Source organism: Mycobacterium sp. MS1601 (assembly GCF_001984215.1).
Classification (GTDB): Bacteria; Actinomycetota; Actinomycetes; order Mycobacteriales; family Mycobacteriaceae; genus Mycobacterium.
In genome coordinates, this window is record NZ_CP019420.1 from 2,854,285 (window position 1) to 2,877,825 (window position 23,541).

Consider the following 23,541-nt stretch of genomic DNA (forward strand, 5'->3'; position numbering starts at 1 on the left):
CTCTCTCACGTATTTGTCAAGGCGCCGAACAAACAAATGTGAGCGCTCACAAAATCGTTGACAGCGGTGGAATGTGAACGTTAACATCCCTGAATGTAACGCCGGTCACATCTTCTACCGTTGCATCTTCTATGCCTTCTCATCTCACCGGCGCTGCTCTGACCTCGGCGAATACTCGAATGAAGGGTTTGTCATGAGCAAGTTCTTGACCGCGGTGCTCGGCATCGTGACGGTGGGCGTCCTGTCGGCCTGTGGCAGCGGACCGGCGCCAGCCGGCGACGCCGGCGGCGGCTCCGACGACGGCCGGATCACCATGGGCTTCTCCCAGGTGGGTGCGGAAAGCGGGTGGCGCACGGCCAACACGGCCTCCATCCAGGACGCGGCCAAGGCCGCCGACATCGACCTCAAATTCTCCGATGCGGGTGGCAAGCAGGAGAACCAGATCTCAGCAATCCGGTCGTTCGTGCAGCAGCAGGTCGATGTGATCGCGTTCAGCCCAGTGGTCCGCACCGGCTGGGACGCCGTGCTGCTCGAGGCCAAGAATGCCGGCATCCCCGTGATCCTCACCGACCGCGCGGTCGACACCTCCGAACCCGACGTCTACAAGACCTTCCTGGGCGCCGATTTCGTCCGGGAGGGCACCTGGGCCGGTGACTGGGTGGTCAAAGAGTACGCCGCCGCCCCCGGGCCGGTGAACATCGTGCAACTGGAGGGTACGACGGGTTCCGACCCCGCCCTGGAGCGCAGCAAGGGCTTCGCCGAAGCCATCGCCGCCGATCCCAAACTCACCGTGATTGCCTCGCAGACAGGCGATTTCACCCGGTCGGGTGGCAAGCAGGTGATGGAGGCCTTCCTCAAGGCCAATCCGAAGATCGACCTGGTGTTCGCGCAGAACGACGACATGGCGCTCGGTGCCATGGAAGCCATCGAGGCCGCGGGCAAGAAACCGGGACAGGACATCAAGATCGTCGCGATCGACGCCACCCACGACGGGATGCAGGCCCTGGCTGACGGCAAGTTCAACTTCATCGTCGAATGCAACCCTCTGCTGGGCCCGCAACTGATGGAACTGGCGCAGCAGGTGGTCGCCGGTGACCCGGTGCCGCCACGCGTCGTCACCCCCGACGAGACCTTCGATCAGCAGCAGGCCGCCGCCGTGCTGCCGGACCGCAAGTACTGACCGATGCCGGTCAACGAGTTCGCGATGGCCACACCGGTGGTCGACATGCGCGGTATCACCATCAATTTCCCGGGGGTGCGGGCCCTTGATGCCGTCGACTTCCGCCTGCTCCCCGGCGAGATCCACGCGCTGATGGGCGAGAACGGCGCCGGGAAGTCGACCTTGATCAAGGCGCTCACCGGCGTCTACGACGTCGACGCCGGAAGCATCGCGGTTGCCGGTGTGCCGCAACGGTTCACCAGCCCCCGGCAGGCGCAGGAGGCGGGGATCAGCACCGTCTACCAGGAGGTCAATCTCTGCGCCAATCTGTCTGTGGCGGAGAACATCCTGCTGGGACGTGAGCCGCGACGCCTGGGGCGCATCGACTCCCGCGCCATGAGACGGCGCGCCGCGCAGCTGCTCGCAGAGCTCGATCTCGACATCGATGCCGGCTCCACCCTGGGGGATCATCCGATCGCGATGCAGCAGCTTGTTGCGATCGCCCGGGCGACAGCGGTGTCCGCGCAGGTGCTGATCCTCGACGAACCGACGTCGAGCCTGGACACCGGTGAGGTGGCCGAGTTGTTCCGCGTGATGCGCCGGCTCCGGGATGGCGGGACGGCCATCCTGTTCGTCTCCCACTTCCTGGACCAGGTGTACGCGATCTCGGACCGGCTGACCGTGCTGCGCAACGGACGCCTGGTGGGCGAATACCCGACGGCGGCACTGGACCGGGTGCAGCTGGTGGCGGCCATGCTCGGACACGAGATGGACCTGCTGGAGGAGTTGGGCGAGGGCACGGCGCACACCGTCGCGGAGACCCAGCCGGTGCTGCACGCCAGCGGGGTCGGTCGTGCCCCAGAGTGGCGCCGACGGACATCGACGTGCACCGGGGCGAAGTGGTGGGACTGGCCGGACTGCTGGGCTCAGGGCGAACGGAGTTGGCCCGCTTGCTGTTCGGAGCTGACCGTGCGAGCTCCGGTGACATCTCGATCAACGGCAAACCGGTGACATTGCGATCACCGCGGGCCGCCATCGCCCACGGTGTGGCCTTCACCTCCGAAGACCGCAAGGGTGAGGGCATCATCGGCGAGCTGACAGTCCGGGAGAATCTGGTGCTGGCACTGCAGGCCCGGCGCGGATTCGCGCGGCCCCTGTCGAAGAAGACCACCACCGAGCTGGTGCAGCGCTACATGCACGTGCTCGATATCCGCCCCCGTGATCCAGCAGCGTTGGTGAAGAACCTCAGCGGTGGCAATCAACAGAAGGTGTTGTTGGCCCGATGGCTGATCACCCGACCTCAGCTCTTCATCTTGGATGAACCGACACGCGGTATCGACGTGGGGGCCAAGGCTCAGATCCAGAAGCTCGTGGCGGAGTTGGCTGAAGACGGTATGGGCATGCTGTTCATCTCCGCAGAACTCGACGAAGTGGTGCGGATCAGCAACCGGATCGCCGTACTGCGGGATGGCCATTGCGTCGCGCAGGTCGGATCTGACTGCGGCGTCAGGGAACTGACTGCGCTGATCGCGGGTGGGAGCCCGACATGAACAGGAAGTTGCCTGCCTCACCACTGCTGTGGCCCACGCTGGCCCTGACCGCCCTGCTGGCGCTCAATGTGATTCTGACACCCAGCTTCTTGAGCATCCGCATCCAGGACGGGCACCTGTTCGGCAGTCTGATCGACATCCTGCGCAACGGTGCACCCACCATGTTGGTGGCACTCGGCATGACCCTGGTGATCGCCTCCCGCGGAATCGACCTGTCGGTGGGCGCGGTGGTGGCCGTCAGCGGCGCTTTGGCCTGTGCGCACATCGCAGCGTCGGGCGACCCCGCCGGTACCGGGACGGTGATCACCGCGATGGGTATCGCTCTCGGCGTGGCGGTGGGGCTGGGCCTGTGGAACGGAATGCTGGTCTCGGTGCTGGGTGTCCAGCCCATCATCGCGACGCTGGTGCTGATGACCGCAGGTCGCGGAATCGCGTTGTTCATCACCGACGGCCAGATCGTCACGGTCACCAGTGCCCCCTTCAAGGTGCTGGGTGCCGGGTATGCGTTCGGGTTGCCGGTGGCGATCCTGGTGAGTCTCGCGGTGTTCGCGGTGGTGGGTCTGGTGGTGCGGCGCACCGCCTTGGGCATGCTGCTGGAATCGGTGGGGATCAATCCGGAGGCCAGTAGGCTCGCCGGCGTCCGGCACCGCTCGATCGTCTTCGCCGTCTACGTCTTCTGTGCCCTGTGTGCCGGCGTCGCCGGCCTGATGATCTCGTCGAACATCTCGGCCGCCGACGCCAACAACGCCGGTCTCTGGATCGAGATGGACGCCATCCTCGCGGTGGTGATCGGAGGCACGTCGCTGTTGGGCGGCCGGTTCAGCCTGACCGGAACCATTCTGGGGGCTCTGATCATCCAGACACTGACCACCACCGTCTACACCGCGGGAATCACTCCGGAAACCACGTTGGTGTTCAAGGCACTGGTGGTGATCGCGGTGTGCCTACTGCAGTCCCCGAAGTTCCGGGCGGTGCTGACCCAACGGCGATCCCGGCCGCACGGGCACGACCGAAGCCCGACAACATCGGCCCCGGTGGGCCGCGACGACCTGCCCACGCGTGAGATGAGCCGATCATGAGCATCCGAACCACCGCCGGTTCGCCGGGTGGACTCCTGGCAGCCGAGTTGCTGCGGCGGGCCCGCGGTCGCTATCTGTCTCCGCTGGCCTCTCTGGCGTTGTTCCTGGTGATGTTCACCGCGGTGGTGACGCGCTATGACTTCGCCAGCCCGGCCCAGGTTTTCCTGAACCTGTTCGTGGACAACGCCTATCTGGTGGTGCTCGCGGTCGGTATGACATTCGTGATCGTGACGGGCGGGATCGACCTCTCGGTCGGTTCGGTGGTGGCGCTGTCGACCGTGATCGTGGCCACGGCGTTGCAGGGCGGCTGGCCGATGCCGCTGGCGATCGGTGCTGTTCTGGTGGTCGGGCCGGTGCTCGGGCTGTTGATGGGGTTGGTCATCGAGTACTTCGACGTCCAGCCGTTCATCGCCACCCTGGCCGGCATGTTCCTGGCCCGTGGACTGTGTTACGTGATCAGTGTCGACACCCTGCCCATCAAGGACCCGGTGTTGCGTCAGATCGGCTTGAACTACGTCTACCTCTACGAGGACAAGTTCATCCGGTGGACGGTGGTGATCGCCCTGACCGTGGTGGTGGTCGCGGCTTACGTGCTGCACCAGACCCGGTTCGGGCGCACGGTGTACGCCGTGGGTGGCAACCGCCAGTCGGCTGTGCTGATGGGGCTCGAAGCGTCGCGGGCGCGGGTGTCGGTGTATGTGATCAGCGGGTTGTGTGCAGCGCTGGCCGGCCTGCTGCTGGCGGTGCAGAAGCTGTCCGGATACAGCCTCAACGGCATAGGCATGGAACTCGACGCCATCGCTGCCGCCGTGATCGGAGGGGTACTGCTCTCCGGTGGAGTGGGTTTCGTGTTCGGGTCGGTGATCGGCGTTCTGGTGCTCGGCACCATCCAGACATTCGTGACCGCGGAGAATCTGGACTCGTACTGGACCCGGATCATGACCGGGGTCCTGTTGTTGGTCTTCGTTCTCGTGCAGCGTCTAGTGGTGAGGAAGCCAGGATGAGCAGTCAGCCGACGTTCCCGTCGAAACCGGTGATGGCCGATGTCGCGCGGCTGGCCGGGGTGAGCCACCAGACGGTGTCTCGGGTCATCAACGGGTCTGCCAACATCCGCCCGGCCACCAAAGAACGTGTGCAGCAGGCGATCGATGAACTCGGGTACCGGCCCAACACCGCGGCGCGCGCCCTGGTGACGCGCCGGTCCGGGATCATCGGGATCATCGGGACCAGCAGTGCCCTGTACGGCCCGTCGAGTGTGCAGCGTTCCGTGGAGGAGGCGGCCAGGGCGGCCGGATACTTCACCACGATGGTGCCGCTGGCCGAGGCGACCCCGGGTGGCCTGCGCGACGCACTGGACCGCCTGGCGCGGCAGTCGGTCGAGGCCATCGTGATGATCGCGGCCCAGGAGGACGCCCTGGACGTCGCGCACTCCGCGGATGCCGGGTTGCCCCTGATCGTCGTCGAGGGCGACCTGTCGGGGCGCGGCCTGAGTGTCGGTGTGGACCAGATCGAGGGCGCCCGCCATGCCACGGCGCACCTGATCGAACTGGGCCACCGTGCCATCGACCACATCGCCGGACCGGTGAGCTGGACCGAAGCCAAGGGGCGACGCATCGGTTACGAGGACGCGATGCGGGCGGCCGGGCTGACGCCGCGCGAGCCGCTGCAGGGGGATTGGACACCGGGACGCGGATACGAGCTGGGACGCGAGCTGGCCCACCGCGGCGACACCACCGCGGTGTTCGTGGCCAACGACCAGATGTCCATCGGGGTGCTGCACGCCTTCGCCGAAGCCGGCCTGTCGGTGCCCGGCGACGTCAGCGTCGTCGGCTTCGACGACATCCCGGAAGCGGCCTATCTGAACCCGGCCCTGACCACCGTCCGGCAGGACTTCCACGTCATCGGCCAACGCGCCATCGAGTTGGTGACCTCCATCCTGGACGGCTCACCGACCAGTATGCCGTTGCTTCCCCCTGAACTGATCGTTCGTCAGAGCACCGCGGTGTTCGAGGAGACCCCATGAATCGTGAGAAATACACTGTCGGAATCGATTTCGGAACCCTGTCCGGTCGCGCGCTGGTGGTGCGAGTCGGCGACGGCCACGAGATGGCCAGCGCCGAACACGTCTACGAGCACGCCGTCCTCACCGAGACGCTGCCCGGACACCCGGCACGGCTGCCTTCGATGTCGGCGCTGCAGGTTCCCGCGGACTACGTGAACGTCCTGCGCACCGCTGTCCCCGCGGCTGTCGCCAAGGCCGGGATCGACGTCGCAGATGTCATCGGTATCGGCACCGACTTCACCGCCTGCACCATGGTGCCGGTCACCGCAGACGGAACACCGCTGTGTGAACTCGAGCGGTTCGCCGATCGCCGGCACGCGTATGCCAAGCTGTGGCGCCACCATTCCCCGCAGCCGCAGGCTGACGACATCAATGCCGTCGCGACGCGCCGCGGCGAGGCGTGGCTGCCTCGGTACGGCGGACTGATCTCCAGTGAGTGGGAGTTCGCCAAGGCGCTGGAGATCTTCGACGAGGACCCCGAGATCTACCAGGCGATGGACCACTTCGTCGAGGCGGCGGACTGGATTGTCTGGCAACTGTGCGGCAACTACGTCCGCAACGCGTGCAGTGCCGGTTACAAGGGCATCCGCCAGGACGGGCAGTACCCGTCACGGGACTTCCTCGCCGAGTTACGGCCCGGCTTCGCTGATTTCGTCACCGACAAGCTCGAACACCCCATCGGCAACCTCGGCGACCGGGCCGGGGTGCTGACCGCGCAAGCGGCACGGTGGACCGGTCTGCCGCAGGGTGTTCCGGTGGCTGTGGGCAATGTCGACGCCCACGTGACAGTCGCCGCGGCCGACGCGCTGGAGCCGGGACAGCTGGTGGCGATCATGGGAACATCGACCTGCCATGTGATGAACTCGGATGTGCTGCGGGAAGTTCCCGGCATGTGCGGAGTGGTCGACGGCGGGATCTCTGCGGGCAGTTGGGGTTACGAAGCCGGTCAATCAGGGGTGGGCGACATCTTCGGCTGGTTCGTCAACAACTGTGTGCCCGAGCAATACCACGTCGAGGCGCGTCGTCGGGGGCTGTCACTGCACGATCACCTGACTGAGCTGGCCGGCCGGCAGAAGGTCGGCCAGCACGGCCTGGTGGCTCTCGATTGGCACAGCGGCAACCGCTCGGTGCTGGTGGATCATGAACTGTCCGGGGTGATGATCGGGCAGACACTGGAAACCACCTGTGTCGACATGTACCGGGCGCTGTTGGAGGCCACCGCGTTCGGCACCAGGATGATCGTGGAGACCTTCATCGCCAGCGGTGTCCCGGTCGAGGAGTTGGTGGTCGCGGGCGGCCTGCTGAAGAACCACCTGCTGATGCAGATCTATGCCGACGCGGTGGGCCTGCCGCTGTCGGTGGTGCCCTCGGCGCAGGCGCCGGCTCTGGGGTCGGCCATCCATGCCGCAGCGGCAGCGGGAGCGTTCCCGGACGTCCAGACGGCCGCCAAGCGGATGGGGCAGCGTGAACACAAGGCCTACAACCCGATTCACGCCAACGCCGAGGCCTACAACCGGCTCTATCGGGAGTATGTCGCGGCCTACGACTGGTTTGGCCGCGGAAACGACATGATGCGCCGGCTGCGGCACATCGGGACACGAGAAGCAGTGGGAGTGGTGGCGTGACGATTACCTCCGATGTCAACCGGGTGATCGCCGATCTGCGCAAGCAGGTTTGTGATCTGCATGCTCAACTGACGCATTACGAGCTGGTCATCTGGACGGCGGGAAACGTGTCGGCACGGGTACCCGGCCGCGACCTGTTGGTCATCAAACCATCTGGCGCAGACTATGATTCGATGACGGCCGAGGACATGGTGGTCTGCGATCTGTACGGCAACCTGGTCGACGGTGCTCTCAGTCCCTCCTCGGACACCGCCGCGCACGCCTACGTGTACCGGCACATGCCCGAGGTGGGCGGAGTGGTCCACACCCATTCCACCTATGCCACCGCGTGGGCGGCCCGAGGTGAGCCCATACCGTGTGTGCTCACCATGATCGCCGACGAGTTCGGCGGTGACATCCCGGTGGGACCGTTCGCCCTCATCGGTGACGATTCCATCGGCCGGGGCATCGTGGAAGTGTTGCAGCACAGCAAGTCACCGGCGGTCCTGATGCGCAATCACGGACCCTTCACCGTTGGCCGAACCGCCCGCGATGCCGTCAAGGCCGCGGTGATGGTGGAGGACGTCGCCCGCACTGTGCACATCAGTAACCAACTCGGCTCCGCGCCGCCCATCGACGCCGATGACGTGGCCGCCCTGTTCGAGCGCTACCAGAACGTGTACGGCCAGACCGGTCCGCACGCTGACCGCCCTGAGGAGATCGACCGATGATCGCATCCCGAATAGTCACCAGTCAGGTGTGGCTGGTGACCGGAAGTCAAACTCTCTACGGTCCGGACATCCTGGACCAGGTGGCACACCAATCACGGCACATCGCCGAACAACTCGACGCCTGCGTCGACATCCCGGTGGAGGTCCGGTGGATGCCCGTGGTCAAGGACACCGACGAGATCGCGCGGGTGCTCGGCGAAGCCGACGCCAGCGGTGACTGCATAGGGGTGATCGTGTGGATGCACACCTTCTCTCCGGCGAAGATGTGGATCAGGGGGTTGTCGGGACTTCGAAAGCCGTTGCTGCACCTGCATACCCAGTTCGAGGTCAAGCTGCCGTGGGACAGCATCGACATGGACTTCATGAATCTGAACCAGGCAGCACACGGCGACCGGGAGTTCGGCTACATCCAGTCCAGGCTGTCGACCCCACGCAAGACCATTGCCGGGCACATCAGTGAGCCGAACACTCGGCGCCGTATCGGTTGTTGGGTGCGTGCGGCCCTCGGCCGTGCCGAACTGGCCACCCTCAAGATCGCCCGCTTCGGTGACAACATGCGCGGCGTCGCCGTCACCGAGGGTGACAAGGTGGAAGCGGAAGCGCATTTCGGTACCTCTGTCAACACATATGGCGTCAACGATCTGGTGGAGGTGGTCAACCGGGTGCGCCCGGCGGAGGTCGACAAATTGATCCGCGAGTACGAGGCCGCCTACCAGGTGTCGGCCGAGCTGCGTTCCGGTGGTGAGCGGCACGCGTCGCTGCGACACGGCGCCCAGATCGAGCTGGGCTTGCGCAAGTTCCTCGGCGACGGCGGTTTTCACGCCTTCACCACCAACTTCGAAGATCTCGGCGGGCTACGACAGTTGCCGGGTCTGGCCGTACAGCGGCTGATGGCCGACGGCTACGGCTTCGGAGGGGAGGGGGATTGGAAAACCGCACTGATGCTCCGCGCGATCAAGGTGATGGCCGAGGGACTGCCGGGCGGCACCTCGTTCATGGAGGACTACACCTACGATCTGACACCGGGGCGAGAGCGCATCCTTGGTGCCCACATGCTGGAGGTCTGCCCCAGCATCGCGGCAGGCACGCCGTCGCTGGAGGTGCACCCGCTGTCGATCGGCAATCGCGAGGATCCGGTTCGGTTGCGTTTCACCGCGGCGCCGGCCGACGCGGTGGTTGTGGGTATCAGTGACATGGGTTCCCGGTTCCGGTTGGTGGCCAACGCGGTCCGGGTGGTCGAACCCACCGCCGCGCTGCCGAAACTGCCGGTGGCATGCGCAGTATGGGAGCCGCTGCCGTCATGGTCGACCTCCGCAGAAGCGTGGCTGATGGCCGGTGCCCCGCACCACACGGTGATGTCGACTGCTGTCGACACCGACACCATTGCCGACTTCGCCGAGATGACCGGTACCGAGCTGCTGGTCATCGACGAGTTCACCACGGTGCGCGGCTTCGCCCACGAGCTGCGCTGGAACAACGTGTATCACCATGTTGCGGCGGGGCTGTGACGATGCTGGCCGCGCGCCTGCACGGTGTCGGTGACCTGCGCGTGGGCACCGAGCCGGACCCGCAAGAGGCGCCACCGGGTTGGTCGTTGCTGCGGGTCACCTCGGTGGGGGTCTGCGGTTCTGATCTGCACTGGTTCACCGACGGCGGTATCGGCGAGAACCGTATCGAGCGCCCGGTGGTGCCCGGGCACGAGTTCGCCGCCGTCGCCGTCACGGGACCGCACGCCGGTCGCCGGGTCGCGGTGGATCCCGCCATCCCGTGCGCGCAGTGTGAAATGTGCCGGGCCGGCCATCACAACCTTTGCCCCACAGTACAATTCGCCGGACACGGTGACCTGGATGGGGCTATGCAGGAGCACTTGGTGTGGCCCGACGAGCTGCTGCACCCGCTGCCTGACGAGCTCAGCGATGACGCGGGCGCACTCTTGGAGCCGTTGGGTGTGGCCATCCACGCCGCCGGCGTCGGTCACGTACGGCACGGGTCCGATGTGCTGGTGGTGGGCGCCGGGCCCATCGGTGTCCTGAGTATGCAAGCGGCCTACCACCGCGGCGCCCGACGGGTGTTCGTCGTGGAACCGCTGCAGCACCGGCGGCGCACGGCGCTGCGCTTCGGGGCCGTGGACGCCTGGGCGCCGCAGACCGGCGCCGACGAGGTGCTCGAGGCCACGCAGGGCCGGGGTGTCGATGTGGTGATCGAGGCGGCCGGAACGGATGCGGCGATCGCGACCGCCGTGTCTGCGGTGCGACCGGGAGGCCGGGTGGCGCTGGGCGGCATCCCGTCAGAGGATCTGTCGGCCTTCCCGGCGGCGCCCGCGCGGCGCAAGGGCATCACCTTTGCGATGGTGCGCAGGATGAACGACACCTATCCGCGGGCGATCGAGCTGGCCATCACCGACATCGACCTCGATGCGCTGGTGACCGAGCGGCATCAGCTCGCCGAGGCCGACAAGGCATTCACCTCCGCGGCGCAACGCCACGGTGACAAGGTGGTGGTGGCGCTCTCGAGCGGCTGAGGGTGCCGTCAGCGCTCAACGCTGCAGCCACACCAGGGCCCAGGGAGTGTCCGGCACCGGGTGCCTGATTCCGGGCGTAGTGTGCCGCAGGCGTGCGCCGGGCAGGTGATCGGTGTCGTTGGACACGATTACGCGGCCCGCGGCGTTGACCAGAGCCAGCGGACGGGTGTCGCGCAGCACCGGCATCAGGGCTGCGTCGATGGCGGCAACCGGTACGTCGGCGCCTGCGATGCCGATGAATGTGCCGTCGCGGAGTCGTGCAGGGACGGCAAACGTGCATATGTTGATGTCCACCCCGGTGAAGTCGAGATAGGGGCCGTGGATGGTGCGGGTGCCTTGGTCACGGGGGACCGTGAACCATTCCATGGTGAAGTAGTCGTAGAAGTATTCGCTGCTCGGGTCGAGGTCCAGGTGCAGTGGCGTCGGTGGCGCCCCGGGATTGGCACCGTTGCGCCACCACTGGAGATACCGCGGTTCGTCGGCCAGCGCCTGTTCTGCCACCACCACACCGGCCCCGTTGAAAAGTCCTTGGTGGGTGGATAATTCGAGAAAAACAGCACTGCGCATCCTGGCCAGGTCCGTCGACCTGGGAGCAGGCTTTTGGTCCAACACCGACGACATCACGGTGCTGATGCGGCGCAGGGCCGCGAAGGTGTCCTCGACCAGTGTGGTGACGGTGCGGGCCACGTTCGATGTCACGGCGTGAGCTCCATGCGCAGACCGATCAACTGACGCGTGGTGGCCGAGCTGTGTGTCTCGGCGAGTCGCCGAGCCAGGTCCTCGTCTTCGGACTCGATGGCGTCAACAAGCAAGTGATGGCGGCGCGCTTCGGCCTCCGATGTCAGTGACATCTGCGGTAGCCACTTCAGGGCGGACAGCTCTGCTTGCAGGTTGACCTCGGCCCTGGTCAGGCGGGCCGATTGGGAGCATACGGCGACTTCGATCTGGAACCGGCTGTCGGCTCGGCGGCTGAGCATCAGGTCATTGCTGTCGGCCAGCCGCTGGGCCAGCGCGCGCAGCCGGGTGATGTCGGCGGCCACGGCGCGCTGCGCCGCCAGGACTGCGGTCGCGCCGGAGACGGCCAGCTGTTCATCACCGAGATCACGCAGATCGAGTGCAGTCAGGGAACGCATCCGTGCCAGCGATTCGACCATCACGGCGTCCTCGGTGGCACGCACAAAGCTGCCGCCGCCCCGACCCCGGCGGGTCTCGACGAGCCCGCGCTGGCGCAAGACCGCCAGTGCATCCCGAAGTGTCATGGTCGAGACACCGAGTTGTGTCGCCAGATCGATCTCGCTGGGGAGTTGTTCACCGTCGGTCATCACCCCGAGTCCGATGGCCGCCGAGATCCGGGCCACCACAGCGTCGGTGCGCGGGCCCACGCCATCGAGCGGTGAGAGCACTGCCCCCAACGCGGTGAGTCCACCGAGTGGCCGAGTCATCTCCGGCCATTCAAGCATGACCTGTGGTTCCGCGGGTTTTCTGGACGGCGCCAGGTCTGCGGTTCATGCCTATTGACGATGTGTTTCGGGTGAAAACATCTGGTTAACGGCGTGCCACTTTGAACTCTAAAAGTTTAGGTTTTAGGCCATGTCCTCGGATCAGTTGACCGATGTGCCCTTCCTGAACCTGGCCGACCCGTCGTTCTCCGTGCAATCGGAGGAAGCCCGGGCCGCCCGAGAGCAGAGCTGGTACGCCGAAACCAGCTACGGGCTGGCCGTGCTGCGTTACGCCGAGGTCTCCAAGCTGATGAAAGACCGTCGGCTGCGTCAGGGCAGCTGGGCCTGGCCCGCTCACAACGGCGTCACCGGCGGGTTGTTCGCGCACTGGTGGACCAACTCGCTGCTCAACCTCGAAGGCGAAGACCACCACCGCATCCGTCGCCTGCTCAACCCGGCCTTCTCGCCCAAGCTGTTGGCTGAGTTCGTGCCCCGCTTCCAGGAGCTGGCCGACGCGTTGATCGACGAGTTCTACGACACCGGCGAGTGCGAGTTCATGCGCCAGTTCGCCGAACCGTATGCGGTGCAGGTCATCACGGTCATGCTGGGCATCGACAAGTCCGAATGGCCCATCATTGCCGAGTGGTCCCGAGAGGCCGGGCTGGCCCTGGGTGTCACCTACAAACAGGACTACGACCGCATCGAGAAGGCCATGGCGGAGCTGTACCGCTACTGCGATGCCCTGATCGCGCATCGGCGGGCCAACCCCGTCGACGACTTCCTGACCCGGCTGGTGCTCGCCGAAGACGGCGGCGACGTGCTGAGCCCGAGGAACTGCGTACCGCAGTGGTACTGCTGATCTTCGGCGGTATCGACACCACCCGCAACCAGCTTGGCCTGGCCATCCAGACCTTCCTGGACCATCCCGACCAGTGGGCGCTGCTCGGTGAGCGACCCGAGTTGGCCAAGGCTGCGGTCGAAGAGGTGATGCGAGTGAACCCCACCACAACCTGGGTCACCCGGGAAGCGTTGGAAGACATGGAGTTCCAAGGCGTGCACATCGCCAAGGGCACCACAATCCACCTGATGGCCGAATCCGCGGGCACCGACCCGCGGGTGGTCGAAGGCCCGGCCATCGATCTCACCGCCAAGCGACCACCACACTTCGGTTTCGGTGGCGGCATCCACCACTGCATCGGCCACTTCGTGGCACGCACCGACATGTGTGAAGCGTTGGCTCTGCTGGCGGGCCGGCTGAAGGACATCCGCCGCAACGGCACGCTCACTTCACTTCCGTTGAGCGGCAACACCGGACCGATCAACCTACCTGTGGCTTTTGGGAACTCATGAAAATCACTGTCGACAGGTCGCTGTGTGACGACCACGGCCAGTGCACCATCGCCGCACCTGCTGTCTTCACCCTGGGCGACGACGGATTGCAATTCGACTCCGAACCCGACGACAGCCTGCGCCGAGACGTCGAAGACGCCGCCGACGTGTGTCCCATGCAAGCCATCCTCCTCGAAAGCTGACGGTCATGACCTCTACCGCGCTTGACCAGCACCGCCATGTCAATGCCACCGACGCCCGCATCGATGAGATCGAGCAGATCATCGCCGACCGCGGAGTCGAGTTCATCTACTATCAACTTGTCACCATCAGTGGCCGTTCGGTAGCCAAAGTGGTTCCTGCAAAACATCTTCGGCGTAACCTCGTCAAGGGTGTGCAGTTCCACCGCACCGCGCTGACCGACCTGCATGTCGACCGGCACGGCACCCTGATCGGAGGCGGTGAGGAAGCGCCGGAGCTGACCGCCATCCCCGACCTGGCGAGCTTCGCGGTGCTCCCGTGGGACACCTCGATCGCGCGCTTGCTCTGCAACGCCTACGAACCCGAGCATTTCGCCGAGGTGGGCGGGGAGTCGATGGCCCTGTGCACCCGATCGGTGCTGCAGACCGCGCATGCCGCCTTCACCGAAGCCACCGGCCTGGTGCTCAAGAGCGGCTGTGAGCCCGAGATGACCTGGCATGGACCGGGAATGGACGTCTACGTCCGGCCGGGCGGAGGTGCCGCCTACCAGCTGGCGAACCTCGAGATGATGCGGCCCATCTTCAAACAGGTTGTCACCTACGCCACGGCGATGGGCCTGGACATGATCGAAGGCGACTACGAGGATCCGGGGCAACTCGAGCTCAACTGGATGTTCGACGACTGCCACCTCACCGCTGATCGGCTGATCACCTACCGGCAGATCTGCCATCAGGTGGCCAAGGAGAACGGGATCAAAGCCAGCTTCATGCCCAAGCCTGCGACCGGGCGGATGGGCAACGCCTGCCATCACAACCTGAGCTTGTGGAGTGGTGACGAGAACACCTTCGTCGAACCAGGCCGCCGTGACATGCACCTGAGCAAGACGGCGCTGCACGCCGTCGGTGGCATCCTGTCCCACGCGGCCGGTGCTACTGTCGTCATGGCGTCAACGGTGAACTCCTACAAGCGGTTCTGGGATGCCGGACAGTTCGCGCCCACCTCCGCCAGTTGGGGCTGGGACAACCGGACATGCACGGCGCGTATCTCGGCGGTGGGCCGGGTGGAGTTCAAGATCCCCGACGCCAGCGTCAATCCCTACCTGTCGCACACGGTGCTGCTCGCCGCCATGAAAGACGGCCTGGACAATGCGACCCATCCCGGTGATCCACAGGTCGGCAACGCCGCCGACAGTGTGCACCCCGCGCTGCCGCTGACTCTCGGCGATGCGCTCACTGCCTTCAACGCCGACCCCGTGATCAGCGGTTGCCTGCCGGAGAAACTGGCCGAGCAGTACACGGCGATGAAGTTCGACGAATGGGCCCGCGCCTGCGGGGCCGTGACCGATTTCGACCGCGACATGTATCTGGAGTTCCTGTGACCCTGCCCCCGTCCACCACCCTTCGACTGGCCTGTGTCGACCTCTCGGCGCCGCCGTTGTTCGAGAAGGCCGACGCCAACGGCGTTCGGGTCGGTTACGAACCCTCCGCGGCCGAAACCGTCGCCGCCAAGATGGGCCGCACCGTCGAGTGGGTCATCACCACCTGGGATGACATGATCCCCGCCGTCAACGAGGGCCGGGCCGACGCCGTGTGGTGCGGCCAGGGCATCACCGAAGAGCGGGCAGCGCTGGTCGAGTTCACCGAACCGTATGCGGTGTTCGACGAGTCGGCGCTGGTGCGGGCGGATTCCCGGGTGACCCGACCCGAGGACCTGGCGGGTCTCAAGGTCGGGGCCATTGCCGTGAGCACGAACATGACTCTGGTGCAGACCTTTCCGGGCGCCGTCGCGGTACCTTTCGGTGGAAGCGCCGACGTGTTCGGCGACATGATCGGCGCTCTGCGCCGCGGTGAGGTCGACGCCATCGTCGACGACGACGTCGCCTTGGTGCCGGTGGGTGACGAACCTGATCTCAAGGTTGCGTTCACCGTTGCCACCCGCAACAAATGGGGTGTCGGCGTCGCCAAAGGCAACTTTGCCCTGCGCGACGAACTGAATGCCGCATTGGCCGCGGCCGTCGCCGATGGAACGTTGGGGCAGGTCTGGAAAGTGTGGATGCCGGATCTGGTGTTCCCGCTACCGTTGCAGGGTGACTGAAGACTGGCGGGAACTCAACCACGCCAACTGGGAATCGCGGGTGCCGGTGCACACCGCGGCCGACGGTTATGATCTGGCGGCCTTCGACGACCCCGGGTACCTGTCGAGCGTGGTGCGCTACGACCTACCGCGGTTGGGTCGGCTCGACGGGCTCGATGTTGTTCACCTGCAATGTCATATCGGCACCGACACGGTGTCGTTGGCACGTCTTGGGGCGGCATCGGTGACGGGCCTGGACTTCTCGGGGGCGGCGGTGGACGCGGGGCGACAGCTCGCCGAACGGGCCGGGGTGAGCTGCCGCTTTGTCGAAGCCGACCTGTATGACGCGCTGAGCGCCCTGGACATGCACTACGACGTGGTCTACACCGGTATCGGCGCCATCTGCTGGATACCGGAGATCCGCCGGTGGGCCGAGGTGGTGTCCGGGCTGCTGAAACCCGGCGGAAGGTTCTTCATGCGGGAGGGCCATCCCGTGCTGTGGGCATTGGACGACACCCGCACCGACGGTCTGCTGGCACTCAAGTACCCCTACTTCGAGTCCGGAGGCGGGCTGATCTTCGAAGAGGAGACCAGCTACGCCGGGTCGGCGGAAGTGGCACACCCCCGGGCCATGAGTTTCAACCACGGCCTCGGGGAGATTGTCACCGCGCTCATCGAGGCAGGCCTGCGTGTCACCCACCTCGAGGAACACCGTGAGGTGCCGTGGATGGCGTTGGACGAGGGGATGAGCGAGAGCCCCGACTTCCCAGGCGAATTCGTCGTGGTCGACAACCGCGACCGGCTGCCGCTGACCTATACCCTGCAGGCGGTCAAACCGGCGGGTTGAGTTCGTCTGTGCTGTTGGCCTGGTCGAAGGCCGCATCGAACCGCGCGTCGGGCAGCTGCCAGAGCAGTGTCCGCACGTACTCGACGGCCTCCGCAGCTCCGTGCCGCCGGTCCATGCCCGCGTCTTCCCATTCCACGGAGATGGGCCCGCGGTAGCCGATCTGCTCGAGCGCGCGAAACGCGTCTTCCCAATGGATGTTCCCGTGACCGGTTGACACGAAGTCCCACCGGCGACGAGGGTCCCCCCACGGCAGGTGTGAGCCCAAGAGACCGGAACGACCGTTCGCCGGCCGCACCCGGGTGTCCTTGCAGTCGACGTGGTAGATGCGGTCGGCGAAGTCGATGATGAACGTGACCGGGTCCAACCCCTGCCAGATCAGGTGGCTCGGATCCCAATTCAGCCCGAAGCCCGGCCGGTTGCCGATGGCGTCGAGTGTCCGGCGGGTGGTCCAGTAGTCGTAGGCGATCTCCGAGGGATGGATCTCCAGGGCGAACCGGACACCTTCGTCTTCGAAGACGTCGATGATCGGGTTCCACCGAGCAGCGAAGTCGTCATAACCCGCGTCGATCACGGAATCCGGGACAGGTGGAAACATCGCCACATAGGGCCAGATCTTCGATCCGGTGAACCCGGTGACCACATCCACGCCGAGGCGGCGAGCAACGCGGGCAGCGCGTTTCATGTCCTCGGCGGCGCGAGTGCGCACCCCCTCGGGTTCCCCGTCGCCCCAGACGTTCGGGCGCAGGATCGCGCGGTGCCGAAAGTCGATCGGATCGTCGCAGACCGCCTGCCCACCGAGGTGGTGAGAGATGGCCCGAACCACGAGACCGTGACGGTCGAGCACGTCACGACGACTCTGCAGGTAGCCGGGATCCTCTTCGGCCCGCTGCAAATCGAGGTGGTCTCCAGAAGCGGCGATCTCGAGGCCGTCATACCCCCAGCCCGCGGCCATCTCGGCGACCGTCTCGAACGGCAGATCCGCCCACTGCCCGGTGAACAGGGTGACCTCGCGACGGCTGATCATGGCGAACCCTCCTTGGTGATGGCCCGCGCGGCGCGCACGGCGGTGGTCATACCGGTCAGAGTGGAGTTGCAGACCAGCGCCGTCGGGATCACCCCGTTGCCCGCCACAAAGAGGTTCTCGAAGCCCCAGACGCGACATTCGGTGTCGCACACACTGGTGCCGTCGTCCGCCGGACCCATCCGCACGGTTCCGGTGAAGTGCAGCGACGAGCCCGCGGGCAGAACCGCCGAGTCGGTGTCGGGGTCGAAAGGGCCCAGCAGCTGCGCCGCGCGGCGCTGGACCTGCCGGGCCGCCTCCAGGTTGGCACGGTCGGTGTCGGTGTAGTCGAATTCGATGGTGATGCGCGGCATTCCAGCGGCATCGGTCTGTGTCTCGGAGAAAACCAGGGCGTTCTCCTCCCGGATCTCGGTGGCCACGTAGAACTCCAGTCCCACCGCGTAGGCCAGCGGCGTCAGATCCTCGTCGATCATCACCGAGTTCATCATGTGCACCTGGAACGGCTGGTCGGCGCCGCTGTGCGGAACCCACAGGCAATCGGCAGCCCACTCGTGGTCGGTCGGTGGGGCCAACTCGGCGAGGTCGAAGCCCAGGAGTTGTGGGTCGGCAAGCACCTGCCCGGAGAGGAAATAGTGCTCGTTGAGGCGGCGGCCGAGTGCACGGGGGCGGATACCCGAGGCGAACAGCAGCTGTGGAGTTCGGATGGCGTCGGCACACACCACGACGTGGCCAGCATGCAGCGCTCGCGTCTCACCGGTACGGACGTCGCGAACCTCGACACCGGTGGCCCTGCCGTCGCTGTGCAGCACCGCTGTGGCCAGGCTGCCGAGGTACAGGGTGAAGGCGGCGTCGACGGCACCACCGATGGGCGGGAAGATGAGCGCCGGCCCGGTGCGCTCCTTGAGTCCCGACGGCGCGGGATTGACTGCCATGGGCATGGTTTGGATCCCGCGGCCTTCCGCACTGACCGGATCGAACAGTTCGCTCAGCGCCGCCCATACCGCCCGCCCGGCGGAGGTCGGGGGGTAGGGGGTGCGGTTGACCCGCAGGAGCTCGGTGGCGCGGGCCAGATCGGCGCTCCACTGCGATTCCGGGATGTGCGGGAACACTTCGCTGCCCCATGGAGTGGGGGTGGCTGCAGTCCAATGGATTCCCATGCCGCCGGCGTTCCACGCCACGGCGGCCGCCGGCATGGCGGTGGCGTCCTCGCCGATGGACTGCAGGTGGTACATACCCGGCTGGACGTCGGCCATGGTGGCGCCGACGTCCATACTCGGGGCCACGCCGGTGTAGAAGCCCTGGATGCCGGTGGCCACCTTCTCGTTGTACCGGCCCCAGATCTCCGGTTCGGGAACGTCGTGCAGATGTTGGCCCGGTGTCGACCCCAGCGATGGCCCGCCGTCCACCATTGCGATGCGCAGGTCCGCATCGCCGTCGCGCAGGCAGCGGGCCACGGCAGCGCCCATGAGTCCACTGCCGACGATGAGGACATCGAAGGTTTCTTCTGTGCTTGTCATGTCCAGCTGATCCCGTGGTAGGCGCGGAAGGCATCACGACTGCGTTCGATCGACTCCAGGTCGTGGTACCGGCTGTAGTCCTGCTCGAGCAACATGTACTCCAGGTGGGGAAGGGTCAGGGCGGTGTTGATGATTTCCTGGATCGGCAGCACGCCGGTGCCGATCTCGGTGAAACAGAGCGGGTCTTCCACACTCTCGAACAGCGGCATGTCGATGTCGTCGTCGATGTCGACCACGCCGTCGTACATGGAGATCGGCTGGGGCGCTGCGGCGGGAAAGTCCTTTTGGTGCAGCAGGACAATGCGTTCTGGATACCGCTGCATCCACTCGATCGGATTGTGGCCGGCGCGGGTCACCCAGTAGGTGTCCATCTCGACGAAGACCAGTTGGGGATCGGTGTGCTCGAGGATGATCTGGTAGACGGCCTCGCCGTCGATGTTCTGGAACTCCTGGTAGTGGTTGTGGTAGTAGAACCGCATGCCACGGTCGGCGCACAGTTGCCCTACCTGGTTGAAGAAGTCGGCGCGGCGCAGTACGTGGTCGCGGTCGCCCCTGGGGAAGAACTCGATGTCGTTGCCGATCTGGTGACAGCCGATCTCCTGCTGGTAGTCCAGGAGTGCCGGAAGCCGGTCCAGGCGCAGCGGATTGACGTGCGCGCCCACGATCTGCAGACCGAGGTCGGTGAACATGGTGCGCAATTCACTTGCCGGGACACCGAATCCGATTCCGTCGTCGGTGTCAGCGGCGTGGTTGGCGGCCTCGAGGTAGCGGAAGCCGAGCTCCGAGATGCGTTGGAGAGTCTTGGGTGTCGATTCGGCGAGTGCTCGGCGGACCGAGTACAGCTGCAGTCCGATGCGTAGCGGCACGGGTGTTCCTCACGTCGATGATGGATGGGTTCACGTAAGTGCGTCGGCCAGGTGTTCGTTGATGCGCCAGCTGTTGGCCAGGATGGTCAGCATGGGGTTCACTCCGCCGTTGGTGGGGTGCAGCGCGCCGTCGGAGACTGTGATGCCCAGGTGGTGCCACAGGGCGCCGGAGGGATCGGTGACCGAGGCGCTGGGATCAACGCCCATCCGGCATGTCCCGGCCTGATGCTGGTCGGCGGAGGGGCCTCGACGGGGTGTCCATCGGGTGGCTACGGTCCGGATGGCCCCACTTGCGGCCAGCCATTCACGGGCCTTGTCGGTCAGCAGGTCAGCGACGGCGAGGTCGCTGGGATGCGAGCCCGGCGAGTCGAGGTGGACGAGGGGGACACCGACGGCGTCCCGCCGGTGGGCATCGACGGTGACCCGCGAATCCGCTTGCGGTACCTCGTGTACCGGCCCGATGATGACCGCGGACCGCCGGTAGGCGTGGGCGAGTTGGTCGACGGCCCCGGGACCGTAGGCCGAGACGAAGCCGGCCGCCACGAGTCCGCCCCACGCCTCGAACGGCGTGGAGGTGAACTCGTTGGCCAGGATGCCGCCGCCGGCGATCCCGGGATTGCCATGACGGTAGCGCGTGGTGGCGATGCTCGGGCCAGGGCCTTCCAGGTCCTGGACGGGGTCGGCGAAAAGGCCTGTCGCACCGGAGTAGAGGTGGCCCTGGAGATAGCGCCCGATCTGGTCGTAGGGGTCGTTGATGCCACTGGTCAGCAACAGCCGTGCCGTCTCGATGGCGCCCGCGGCCAGCACCACGTGACGTGCCCGAACCGAGCGGCGTCGTCCTCCGGCGACGAACTCCACTCCCCGCACCGTGGCACGTTCCAGGACGAGCCCGGTGACGACCGCAGATGCGGTGATGGTGCACCGACCCGTCGCCACCGCCGAACGCAGCACGGTGTTGTGTGACCCGTTTTTGGCGTCCGCCGGGCACGCGTGCCCCACACACAGCGCACACTGCACACACGCCGGTCGCTGGTTGTAGGCGCGGGTGTTGACGGCCATCGGTGGTGTGGTGGTGGGCAGTCCGAGTGCGCGGGCGCCGTCGGCCAAGTGTCGACCGATGGAGTTGTGCGGCACCCCGGGCATCGGATAGGGGTGCCGGCGGGCTCCGTCGTGCATCGCAGGTTCGCTCGGGCCGGCGACGCCGATGACGTGTTCCACTTTGTCGTAGTACGGGGCGAGATCGTCGTAGCTGATCGGCCAGTCCACGAAGTCACCACCGTAGATCGAGCCCATCGCGAAGTCTTCCGGGCTGAACCGCCATGCCATGGCGCCGTAGACGCGAGTGCCGCCACCGAGTGCCATGGCGTTGCCGTTCCACTGCGGATCGCCCGGCAGTGTCGACTCTCCGTTGACAAAACGTGCTGCGCCCAAAGCAGGTAAGTCGACCAGCCGGTCGAATCCGGAGAAGGTGCGGGCGCTGGCCCCGTGGCGAGTCGTCATCTGCGCAGCGGTCAGGGCGGGGGCGCGTTCGAGCACCAGGACATGCAGCCCGGCCCCGGTCAGCACATGGGCGGCCACGCCCGCACCTGCCCCGGAGCCGACGATCACCACGTCGTAGTCGGCCGCGAGCTGATCGGCGGGTGTGGTGGCCAGCATCGAATCCTCGATCTCGGGCCACCGCCGCCCCGGTGGGAGGACGCGGAACCCCACGGTGTCGAGCACGTCGGGCTGTTCGAGCACCACCGCGGCCACCCAGCGGCCGAAACGCTGCACAGCGTCGCGACAGGAGGTGTCGTCGCCGCGTAGCAGGCCGAGCAGCGAGCGCAGGCGCTGCTCGGGAGACCATGACATGAACACTGTTGCGCCAAAGGTCGTTTCGATCGCAACACGAACTGGTGCACCGATGTGCTCTAGAACCTGCGGCAGCTCGAGGAGCTGGGGAAACAGGGCGGACGCGGCCGCGTGGAGTAGGGGATCCGAGGTCATCGGGCCTCGGTGGGCGCGTTCCACACTTGCGTCGCGAACGCCGCAGCCTGCGCCAGATCCCGGTCGTCGGGCACGGTGTATTCGAGCGTCACCGATCCGGCGAACCCGGCTCGGGCGAGTGCGGAGATCACCTCGGCGATGCCCGGCGTGGCGGGGGAGACCCTGGCGCGGTCGGCGGCCGCGAAGTGCACCAGGGACACCTTGTCGGCGTGCGCACTCACGAGGCTGTCCAAGTCACCGTCGAGCGCGGCCAGGTGGTAGAGATCGGCCAGCAGCGCGGCGCGCTCGTCGTCGATCAGCACGCGCAGGTCGTCGGCCTCGTCGAGGGTGTTGAGCAGGAAGCTCTCATCGGTACGCAGCGCCTCGATGGACAACCCGACCTCGGCGGGAGCGTCCCGCAGCACTTCGCGGATCGCCGACGCGGCGCGCTCGACCCCGGCGCGGCGCGGCTCGTCCTGCCAGGCGATTTCACGGCAGGCAGGAACCACCACCAGCTGGGCCGCGCCAAGCTCAGCCGCCTGCTCCAGGGCACCACGGAGGTAGCGTTGGGCATCGGATCGGCTTGTCCTGTCGGGAGATCCGAGCTCGGCGTCCGGATTCCACTGCCAGCACAGCGACGGTGCGGTCAGACCGTACTCGGCCAGGCTGCTGCGCACCGCAGCGGAATCCAGATCGGGACGGGCGTCGAGTTCGATGGCAGTCAGGCCGGCTGCCGCGGTACGGGCCAGCGCGCGGTCGCGGTTGCCGAGCACCCACTCACTGGAAGCGATCTGCACTCACGACCTCCCCTGCCGGGCGTCGAGGTACTGCACGCTGGCGGCCAGTGCGTCGAGGATGTCGCCGTCGTAGGCATCGAACTCCACGATCCACCAGGCGGCGTTCTCGATGGCGGCCAGAGTGGGCTCGAGATCGACGCGGCCCTGCCCCAGCGCGACCATGGGAGCGTCCACATCTTCTGCGGCGCCGTCTTTGACGTGGATCAACTGCACCCTGGGGTCCAGCCTGGTGATCAGGGCGGCGGGATCCACACCTGCCACCGTGGACCAGTAGATGTCGAGTTCGAAGAACACCGACGGATCCAAGCCGGCGTGCAGGATCTCCAGGGGCAGGAGTCCGTCTACGGGACGTAGTTCCCACCAGTGGTTGTGGATGCCGAATTCGAGCCCCTCGGCGCGGGCCACGTCGTTGGCGCGACCGTAGACGTCGAGCAGTTCTTCGATGCCGGCGCGGCTGCCGTAGCGCCGATCCTCGGGCCAGCCGTGCCAGACGATGCGGCGGGTGTCGAGGATCTCGGCCTGACGCAGCACTGCGTCGCGCTGATCACCGAGTGGCAACTCGACGTGGGCCGAACAGACCTGCAGCCCGTTGCCCGCGAACACCGTTGCCGCGTGCCTGATCTGGTCTTCGTCGAGCTCGGCTTCGACACCGAAGGCGGTTTCCACACCGGAGAATCCGATGTCGGACAGCGCGCGGACGGTACCGTCAAAGTCCGATGCCAGCCGGTCTCGGACACTCCAGAGCTGGATGGCGACGGGGGGTGCAGACATGTTTTTCCT

24 protein-coding genes are annotated in these 23,541 nt (G+C 66.2%); 16 read left to right on the forward strand and 8 right to left on the reverse strand.

Features of this window, described 5'->3' with window-relative positions:
• Window positions 1-193 precede the first annotated feature (193 nt).
• The 10 genes from BVC93_RS13960 to BVC93_RS14000 are packed head-to-tail and all read left to right on the forward strand — an operon-like array spanning window position 194 to window position 10,706.
• Window positions 194-1,180, forward strand: coding sequence for an ABC transporter substrate-binding protein (locus BVC93_RS13960; protein ID WP_083737985.1), 987 nt, complete (start codon window positions 194-196; stop codon window positions 1,178-1,180).
• A gap of 3 nt (window positions 1,181-1,183) precedes the next feature.
• A complete protein-coding gene (locus tag BVC93_RS33995; protein ID WP_236950357.1) occupies window positions 1,184-2,170 on the forward strand; it encodes an ATP-binding cassette domain-containing protein in 987 nt (328 codons plus the stop codon).
• Window positions 2,062-2,709 (forward strand): ATP-binding cassette domain-containing protein, encoded by a 648-nt coding sequence (locus BVC93_RS34000; RefSeq protein WP_236950442.1) that lies wholly within the window; start codon window positions 2,062-2,064, stop codon window positions 2,707-2,709. Before BVC93_RS33995 ends, BVC93_RS34000 begins: the two co-directional genes overlap by 109 nt.
• Entirely contained in the window at window positions 2,706-3,788 is a 1,083-nt protein-coding gene (locus BVC93_RS13970; RefSeq protein WP_083737986.1) for an ABC transporter permease, read from the forward strand. Before BVC93_RS34000 ends, BVC93_RS13970 begins: the two co-directional genes overlap by 4 nt.
• Entirely contained in the window at window positions 3,785-4,792 is a 1,008-nt protein-coding gene (locus BVC93_RS13975; protein WP_083737987.1) for an ABC transporter permease subunit, read from the forward strand. The genes BVC93_RS13970 and BVC93_RS13975 overlap by 4 nt, the downstream gene beginning before the upstream one ends.
• On the forward strand, window positions 4,789-5,811 hold the full coding sequence (locus BVC93_RS13980) for a LacI family DNA-binding transcriptional regulator (RefSeq protein WP_083737988.1): 1,023 nt from the start codon (window positions 4,789-4,791) through the stop codon (window positions 5,809-5,811). The genes BVC93_RS13975 and BVC93_RS13980 overlap by 4 nt, the downstream gene beginning before the upstream one ends.
• Window positions 5,808-7,475 carry a ribulokinase gene (araB, locus tag BVC93_RS13985; RefSeq protein ID WP_083737989.1) on the forward strand — a complete coding sequence of 556 codons (1,668 nt, stop codon included), beginning with the start codon at window positions 5,808-5,810 and terminating at the stop codon, window positions 7,473-7,475. The genes BVC93_RS13980 and araB overlap by 4 nt, the downstream gene beginning before the upstream one ends.
• Window positions 7,472-8,185, forward strand: a complete 714-nt coding sequence (locus tag BVC93_RS13990) for an L-ribulose-5-phosphate 4-epimerase (RefSeq protein WP_083737990.1) — start codon at window positions 7,472-7,474, stop codon at window positions 8,183-8,185. Before araB ends, BVC93_RS13990 begins: the two co-directional genes overlap by 4 nt.
• Window positions 8,182-9,693, forward strand: a complete 1,512-nt coding sequence (araA, locus tag BVC93_RS13995) for an L-arabinose isomerase (protein WP_083737991.1) — start codon at window positions 8,182-8,184, stop codon at window positions 9,691-9,693. Before BVC93_RS13990 ends, araA begins: the two co-directional genes overlap by 4 nt.
• 2 nt (window positions 9,694-9,695) lie before the next feature.
• Window positions 9,696-10,706, forward strand: coding sequence for a zinc-dependent alcohol dehydrogenase (locus BVC93_RS14000; RefSeq protein ID WP_083737992.1), 1,011 nt, complete (start codon window positions 9,696-9,698; stop codon window positions 10,704-10,706).
• Window positions 10,707-10,721: 15 nt separating this feature from the next.
• Here BVC93_RS14000 and BVC93_RS14005 read toward each other — a convergent pair whose 3' ends face one another.
• The gene (locus BVC93_RS14005; RefSeq protein ID WP_083737993.1) at window positions 10,722-11,405 is read right to left on the reverse strand and encodes a cache domain-containing protein; all 684 of its coding nucleotides are present in this window, start codon (window positions 11,403-11,405) and stop codon (window positions 10,722-10,724) included.
• The gene (locus BVC93_RS14010; protein WP_083737994.1) at window positions 11,402-12,148 is read right to left on the reverse strand and encodes a FadR/GntR family transcriptional regulator; all 747 of its coding nucleotides are present in this window, start codon (window positions 12,146-12,148) and stop codon (window positions 11,402-11,404) included. Before BVC93_RS14010 ends, BVC93_RS14005 begins: the two co-directional genes overlap by 4 nt.
• A gap of 148 nt (window positions 12,149-12,296) precedes the next feature.
• Between BVC93_RS14010 and BVC93_RS34005 the strand changes: the two genes are divergently transcribed.
• The 6 genes from BVC93_RS34005 to BVC93_RS14035 are packed head-to-tail and all read left to right on the forward strand — an operon-like array spanning window position 12,297 to window position 16,595.
• Window positions 12,297-13,004, forward strand: coding sequence for a hypothetical protein (locus tag BVC93_RS34005; protein ID WP_236950358.1), 708 nt, complete (start codon window positions 12,297-12,299; stop codon window positions 13,002-13,004).
• Window positions 12,992-13,495 (forward strand): cytochrome P450, encoded by a 504-nt coding sequence (locus tag BVC93_RS34010; RefSeq protein ID WP_236950359.1) that lies wholly within the window; start codon window positions 12,992-12,994, stop codon window positions 13,493-13,495. Before BVC93_RS34005 ends, BVC93_RS34010 begins: the two co-directional genes overlap by 13 nt.
• Window positions 13,492-13,677: a ferredoxin gene (locus BVC93_RS14020; protein ID WP_083737995.1), complete on the forward strand. Its 186-nt coding sequence runs from the start codon at window positions 13,492-13,494 to the stop codon at window positions 13,675-13,677. Before BVC93_RS34010 ends, BVC93_RS14020 begins: the two co-directional genes overlap by 4 nt.
• A gap of 5 nt (window positions 13,678-13,682) precedes the next feature.
• Window positions 13,683-15,053, forward strand: a complete 1,371-nt coding sequence (locus BVC93_RS14025; RefSeq protein WP_083737996.1) for a glutamine synthetase family protein — start codon at window positions 13,683-13,685, stop codon at window positions 15,051-15,053.
• Entirely contained in the window at window positions 15,050-15,769 is a 720-nt protein-coding gene (locus tag BVC93_RS14030; protein ID WP_236950360.1) for an ABC transporter substrate-binding protein, read from the forward strand. Before BVC93_RS14025 ends, BVC93_RS14030 begins: the two co-directional genes overlap by 4 nt.
• The gene (locus BVC93_RS14035; protein ID WP_083737998.1) at window positions 15,762-16,595 is read left to right on the forward strand and encodes a class I SAM-dependent methyltransferase; all 834 of its coding nucleotides are present in this window, start codon (window positions 15,762-15,764) and stop codon (window positions 16,593-16,595) included. The genes BVC93_RS14030 and BVC93_RS14035 overlap by 8 nt, the downstream gene beginning before the upstream one ends.
• Here BVC93_RS14035 and BVC93_RS14040 read toward each other — a convergent pair.
• The 6 genes from BVC93_RS14040 to BVC93_RS14065 form a co-directional block, all read right to left on the reverse strand.
• Window positions 16,579-17,619: a sugar phosphate isomerase/epimerase family protein gene (locus BVC93_RS14040; protein ID WP_083737999.1), complete on the reverse strand. Its 1,041-nt coding sequence runs from the start codon at window positions 17,617-17,619 to the stop codon at window positions 16,579-16,581. The genes BVC93_RS14035 and BVC93_RS14040 overlap by 17 nt on opposite strands.
• Window positions 17,616-19,133 carry a GMC oxidoreductase gene (locus BVC93_RS14045; RefSeq protein WP_083738000.1) on the reverse strand — a complete coding sequence of 506 codons (1,518 nt, stop codon included), beginning with the start codon at window positions 19,131-19,133 and terminating at the stop codon, window positions 17,616-17,618. Before BVC93_RS14045 ends, BVC93_RS14040 begins: the two co-directional genes overlap by 4 nt.
• Window positions 19,130-19,999, reverse strand: a complete 870-nt coding sequence (locus BVC93_RS14050; protein ID WP_083738001.1) for a sugar phosphate isomerase/epimerase family protein — start codon at window positions 19,997-19,999, stop codon at window positions 19,130-19,132. The genes BVC93_RS14045 and BVC93_RS14050 overlap by 4 nt, the downstream gene beginning before the upstream one ends.
• A 30-nt stretch (window positions 20,000-20,029) precedes the next feature.
• On the reverse strand, window positions 20,030-21,850 hold the full coding sequence (locus tag BVC93_RS14055; protein ID WP_192860319.1) for a GMC family oxidoreductase N-terminal domain-containing protein: 1,821 nt from the start codon (window positions 21,848-21,850) through the stop codon (window positions 20,030-20,032).
• 131 nt (window positions 21,851-21,981) lie between these two features.
• Window positions 21,982-22,761, reverse strand: a complete 780-nt coding sequence (locus BVC93_RS14060) for a sugar phosphate isomerase/epimerase family protein (RefSeq protein WP_083738003.1) — start codon at window positions 22,759-22,761, stop codon at window positions 21,982-21,984.
• A complete protein-coding gene (locus BVC93_RS14065) occupies window positions 22,762-23,532 on the reverse strand; it encodes a sugar phosphate isomerase/epimerase family protein (RefSeq protein ID WP_083738004.1) in 771 nt (256 codons plus the stop codon). It lies immediately after the preceding gene.
• Between the last annotated feature and the right edge of the window lie 9 nt (window positions 23,533-23,541).

Bases quoted from the DNA above. Each gene is read 5' to 3' on its own strand.
- araB (WP_083737989.1), top strand. From the start codon at position 5,808: ATGAATCGTGAGAAATACACTGTCGGAATCGATTTCGGAACCCTGTCC.
- BVC93_RS13980 (WP_083737988.1), top strand. From the start codon at position 4,789: ATGAGCAGTCAGCCGACGTTCCCGTCGAAACCGGTGATGGCCGATGTC.
- BVC93_RS14045 (WP_083738000.1), bottom strand. From the start codon at position 19,133: ATGACAAGCACAGAAGAAACCTTCGATGTCCTCATCGTCGGCAGTGGA.
- BVC93_RS14010 (WP_083737994.1), bottom strand. From the start codon at position 12,148: ATGACTCGGCCACTCGGTGGACTCACCGCGTTGGGGGCAGTGCTCTCA.
- BVC93_RS14040 (WP_083737999.1), bottom strand. From the start codon at position 17,619: ATGATCAGCCGTCGCGAGGTCACCCTGTTCACCGGGCAGTGGGCGGAT.
- araA (WP_083737991.1), top strand. From the start codon at position 8,182: ATGATCGCATCCCGAATAGTCACCAGTCAGGTGTGGCTGGTGACCGGA.
- BVC93_RS13970 (WP_083737986.1), top strand. From the start codon at position 2,706: ATGAACAGGAAGTTGCCTGCCTCACCACTGCTGTGGCCCACGCTGGCC.
- BVC93_RS14025 (WP_083737996.1), top strand. From the start codon at position 13,683: ATGACCTCTACCGCGCTTGACCAGCACCGCCATGTCAATGCCACCGAC.
- BVC93_RS14020 (WP_083737995.1), top strand. From the start codon at position 13,492: ATGAAAATCACTGTCGACAGGTCGCTGTGTGACGACCACGGCCAGTGC.
- BVC93_RS13975 (WP_083737987.1), top strand. From the start codon at position 3,785: ATGAGCATCCGAACCACCGCCGGTTCGCCGGGTGGACTCCTGGCAGCC.
- BVC93_RS14000 (WP_083737992.1), top strand. From the start codon at position 9,696: ATGCTGGCCGCGCGCCTGCACGGTGTCGGTGACCTGCGCGTGGGCACC.
- BVC93_RS33995 (WP_236950357.1), top strand. From the start codon at position 1,184: ATGCCGGTCAACGAGTTCGCGATGGCCACACCGGTGGTCGACATGCGC.
- BVC93_RS13960 (WP_083737985.1), top strand. From the start codon at position 194: ATGAGCAAGTTCTTGACCGCGGTGCTCGGCATCGTGACGGTGGGCGTC.
- BVC93_RS34005 (WP_236950358.1), top strand. From the start codon at position 12,297: ATGTCCTCGGATCAGTTGACCGATGTGCCCTTCCTGAACCTGGCCGAC.
- BVC93_RS14065 (WP_083738004.1), bottom strand. From the start codon at position 23,532: ATGTCTGCACCCCCCGTCGCCATCCAGCTCTGGAGTGTCCGAGACCGG.
- BVC93_RS14055 (WP_192860319.1), bottom strand. From the start codon at position 21,850: ATGTCATGGTCTCCCGAGCAGCGCCTGCGCTCGCTGCTCGGCCTGCTA.